This window comes from Nocardiopsis listeri (assembly GCF_020741345.1).
GTDB classification, from domain to species: Bacteria; Actinomycetota; Actinomycetes; order Streptosporangiales; family Streptosporangiaceae; genus Nocardiopsis; species Nocardiopsis listeri_A.
In genome coordinates this window covers 1-4390 of sequence record NZ_DYZD01000139.1, presented here as the reverse complement: position 1 = coordinate 4390, position 4390 = coordinate 1, and the positions used below count along the sequence as shown (strand labels likewise).

The following is a 4390-nucleotide window of genomic DNA, read 5'->3' as shown; positions in this document are numbered from 1 at the left end:
TGAAGACCGCCGCGTGGGCCTTCGGGGACTCCGGGGTCGCCGGGTTCGCCCACGCGGCGACCCTCGCCGCCCCGGTGGCCTCGAACGCGCTTTCGTTGCGTTGTTTCGTCACGACCGTGATCCGTCACGCGCATTGCGTAGGCGCTGTTTCGTCGCCCCTGGCACGCATGGAGCGTTTCCGGGGGCGGTGACGAAACGAACGGATCAGAGTTTCATTCGCGCCGCTCGGGATGCCCGAAGACATGCTCACGCGTGGGCGGCACCCCTTCGGGCCGGTCCCGCCCCCCGTCCCGGTCGACCACGCGCCCGACATTCGACCAAGCCTCAGGCCCGCCAGAGCGGCCCATCCCGCTGGTGGAGCCCGCGGTGCGCCGACCGGACCGCGCGGCCCGGAACCGTCCGAACCCGTGGCCTCTGCCCTTCGGTCCGCGAACGCGCGAACCAGAACCCGGAACGAGCATGGCGCCGAAACCTCCATCGAAGCGCACGAGGTGGATCCAGGACGATCCGAACCCGGCATCCTCGGGGAACCGGACCCCGAGCGGGTCGTCACCGAGGCGGCCGGGGTCGGACTCCTCTTGGGCACCATCGAACCGGTCGGCGGTGGCTTCCAGAGAGGCATCGCCCCCTCACCGCGCTCCTCCCTCGACGAGATGAGACTTCCCGGCGACCGCCCGAACCGGGCCATCGACGGCAGGTACCTGCACGAGCGGGTCCCGTGGGTTCCGTACGCACGGCTGTTCCCCTTGGAGACCGCTCGCCTCCGGGAGCGGCCGGCGCCCGAACGGAACCTTCGGGTGATCGGGACGCCGGTCGGAGCGCCGAGTCCGCCTCCCGATCGGGGCCGTCTTCTCGCGGGTCGGGTGCAGGGCCTTGCCGGTGAGGTTGTTCGCTCCCCTGGCGACCCCTTGACGTCTCTGGCCCTCGGCCGCGTCGCTCCGTCGTGCATTCGCGGCCCCGTACCCGGCGGACGGGTACGCGTCGACACGAACCGGCCGGGTGGCACCCTTCCCGGCCCGCCCCTGGAGGTCCCGCCGGCGGTCGTCTCCCGAGGTGACCGCACGATCCGGACCTCTTCGCGGTTCCCCGGTGTGGTCACCCCGGTGGTGCCGTTCGTGAGGCGGGTCCCTGCGGAGCGGTGGCCCGGCTCTCCGTGGGACGTGACCAGCGCGGCCGTGGCATCGCGGTGGGCGGCCGGTCTCGCTTTGAACGCGGTGATGCCGGGTGGACAGAGGATCGTCGCGATGTACCCGTCCACCTCCAAGGAGGTCGCCGGGTACGTGTTCGGGCTCGGCGTCATGGCCAATCTCCCTTGTGATGACCGCATCGACGCGCCCGGCCCTGCCGAGACCGGAAGGATCGCGTCGATGGTCACCCGGTTCGATTACGGAAGGACCGTGTTCTTCGGCTTCCTCGACCTGGTGTCGACGGCGGACCGAACGCCGGTCCCGGTCGCTTTGCCGGGGCCTCCTCCGGGATCCCGATTCCTGGGTGATCGGTCCGGGGTAGGGGCTGGCGCTTCAGGTCAGGGGACCTCGATCGGCGCCGCCCCGGGTGGCTCCACTCCGTTCACCGTCGCCTCCTCGACGGTCCCGGCCGGCTCGGTCGCGTCCTCGGCTCGCAGGCGAGCTTCCAAGGCGGAGGTCGTCGGCGGCAGCGGTATTCGGGTCGAAGCGACGAAGGATCGATGATCGGGGTGAGGGGCATGGAAGCGGCGACCTCCTACCGGGCCGGGAGAGGGAGGGACCGGACCTCGCGGCGTCCCTCACCTTCCACTGAACACGACCGGAGACCGCGGGCCAAGCCCCGATCTCCGGCCTGTGGACAACTCCCGAGCCCGGGCGGGCGTCCGGTTCAGTACAGCCCGGGATGTGGTTCCGGGGCCGGGTCGGGAACCGGAACCTTCCAGGTCAGAACGGTTCCGGAGACCTCACCGCGCCTGGCCTCGAACTCCCCGCCCAGGGCCAGGGCCCGCTCCTTCATGTTGCGCAGTCCGCTGCGGCGGCCCGCCTCCGGCAACCCGATCCCGTTGTCCGTGACGCTCAACGCCAGGGTGGTCGGACGGCCGGTGACCGCCCTCTCCTCCACGACCACGGACACGTGCACCTCCGAGGCCCGGGCGTGCCGGGCCACGTTGGTCAACCCTTCGCCGAGGACGGCCAGGAGCTGCTCGCCCACCTCCTCCGGGACCGACGCGTCGATCGGTCCGTCCAGGCCCACCCCCGGATGGCAACCGAGACTGTGCGCGGTGTTCTCAGCCAGGCGCAGGATCCGCCCGCGCAACGACGTGTCCTGTCGACTCGGTGGGTTCTGCAGGTCGAAGATGGTGGAGCGGATCTCCCTGATGGTGCCGTCCAGCTCGTCGATGGTGAGCTGGACCCGTTCCTCGGCCTCGGCGGAATCGATCAGTCGGACCGTGCTCATCAGGGTCATCGCGGAGGCGAACAGTCGCTGGATCACCACGTCGTGCAGGTCCTTGGCGATCCGGTCGCGTTCCTCCAACACCACGATCCGTTCGGTGTCGCGGCGGGCGTCCGCCAACTCCAGCGCGACCCCCGCCTGGGCGGAGAACGAATGCAGCATCCGTCGGACGTTGGCGTCGAACGGAGCCCGTTCGAGGAGCTTGCCGAGCAGCAACACGCCTCGGGTGTTACCCGGGGTGCCCAGTGGCACCAGCAACCCGGGGCCGTACCCGCGGTGCGTCAGCATCGGACACTTCGCCTGCCGTAGATCGGGGATGGTGACGGCCTCCCCGGACTCGTACACCCACCCGCAGACGGAGTCATGGATCTCGACCGGTGTCCCCAGGATCTCCTGGGCGATCGGGCCGTCCGCGAACTCCGCGAAGAGGTGACCGCGCGCGTGCGGGTCGGGCAGCATCACCACCGCCGTGTCCGCCCCGCCGATCTCCCTGGCCTGGGCCGCCATGTAGGTCAGCACCTGGTTGGTGTCCGCACCCGAGAGCAGCCGTGTGGTGATCTCGCTGGAGGCGCCCAACCAGCGTTCGCGCAGCCGGGTCTCCTCGTACAGGCGGGCGTTCTCGATGGCGACGCCGGCGGCGGTGGCCAGTGCGGTGACCATCGCCTCGTCCTCCTCGTCGAACTCCTCCCCGTTCTCCTTCTCCGTGAGGTAGAGGTTGCCGAACACCTCGTCGCGAACCTGGATCGGTACCCCGAGGAAACTCGACATGCCGGGGTGTCCCTCGGGGAACCCACCGAACTCCGGGTGGTCGCGCAGGTCGGACAGGCGCAGCGCGGCACGGTCGTACAGGGGTGCGCTCAGTACGCCCTTGCCATGGGGGAAGCGACTGATCCGTTCGACGTGCTCCCGGCTCAGTCCCACGGGGATGAACTCGGTGAAGTTGCCGTCCTCGCCGATCACTCCGAGTCCGGCGTACCTGGCTTTGGTCAGGTGTGCGGCGGCCTCCGTCAGCCTTCGCAGCACGGTGGCCAGGTCCAGGTCACCACCGATGGTCAACACCGCCTGCAGCAGGGAATGCACTCGTCCCTGGGCGGAGAGCCGTGTCGGGGCCCCGGAATGCATCTCCGCGAGGAGCTCGTCCAAGGGCTTGGGGGACAACCGGTGGCTCTGGGGGATCTCGGTCATGTGTGGTTCAACCTCCGCAGAGCCGTTGAGGGGTTGAGGGCTAATACTCGAATTGTCGTTGGTTTTTTCCCGTTTTGCCACATCTGGCTGCTCTGAAGCCTGTCTGCGGGGCGGATCAATTACTTCGGAAACGCGGACGACGGTTGGGCAATTCATGCTAACGTCGCGGTCAGTCAGCGCGGCAAGCCCTCTCTGACCTGGAGTCGAGCATCTGGAACACGGTGTTTCCGGTGCCATTCACACGACCCTCACAGGCTGTCGGGACCCGGGCATCGCCTCGGGAGGACCCACGGTACGGCGGAAGGAACCCTCGGTGTCTGGATACCACGGTACGGTCGGCGCCACCGGCGCCGGTCCCGCCGTGTGGCCGGAACCACTCCGCAGGGCCCTGCTGCTCGCGGGACTGGTGACCGGGATCCTGTTCACCGTGTGGCTCTCCTCCGCCCCGGCGCACGCCGAGGAACTCTCCCTCTCCGAACCCGCGCTGCCCGCGACGGGCACCGTCGTGGACCGGGCCGGGGGGCTCGGCCCGGTCGGTGACACCGTCACCGAGGTGGGGGATCACGCGACCCGAGCGGTCAGCGGTGCCTCGGAGGCCGCACAGGCGATCGAGACCAAGACCCCCGATCCGGTTCAGCACGTTCACGAGGCCGTGCGTTCGGCACCGCTGCCCGACACGGGCGGGCTTCCCGAGACGCTCGCCCCGGTCATCGGTCAGGTCGACCACCCCGTCACCGAGGCCACGGACGGCTCCGACGAGACCGGCGTGACGACCGAGAAGGGG

2 protein-coding genes and 1 pseudogene are annotated in these 4390 nt (G+C 69.6%); 2 read left to right on the top strand and 1 reads right to left on the bottom strand.

The annotated features are described in order from the left end of the window. The first annotated feature begins 1280 nt into the window (after positions 1 to 1280). Positions 1281 to 1691 carry a hypothetical protein gene (locus K8V84_RS08055; protein WP_304072481.1) on the top strand — a complete coding sequence of 137 codons (411 nt, stop codon included), beginning with the start codon at positions 1281 to 1283 and terminating at the stop codon, positions 1689 to 1691. Positions 1692 to 1854: 163 nt separating this feature from the next. On the opposite strand, the gene K8V84_RS08050 is transcribed toward K8V84_RS08055, so the two are convergent. Continuing rightward, the gene (locus K8V84_RS08050; RefSeq protein ID WP_304072478.1) at positions 1855 to 3606 is read right to left on the bottom strand and encodes a GAF domain-containing protein; all 1752 of its coding nucleotides are present in this window, start codon (positions 3604 to 3606) and stop codon (positions 1855 to 1857) included. Positions 3607 to 3919: 313 nt separating this feature from the next. Between K8V84_RS08050 and K8V84_RS08045 the strand changes: the two are divergent. Then, positions 3920 to 4390: pseudogene (locus K8V84_RS08045) on the top strand (hypothetical protein); the annotation flags it as partial.

Bases quoted from the DNA above. Each gene is read 5' to 3' on its own strand.
- K8V84_RS08050 (WP_304072478.1), bottom strand. From the start codon at position 3,606: ATGACCGAGATCCCCCAGAGCCACCGGTTGTCCCCCAAGCCCTTGGAC.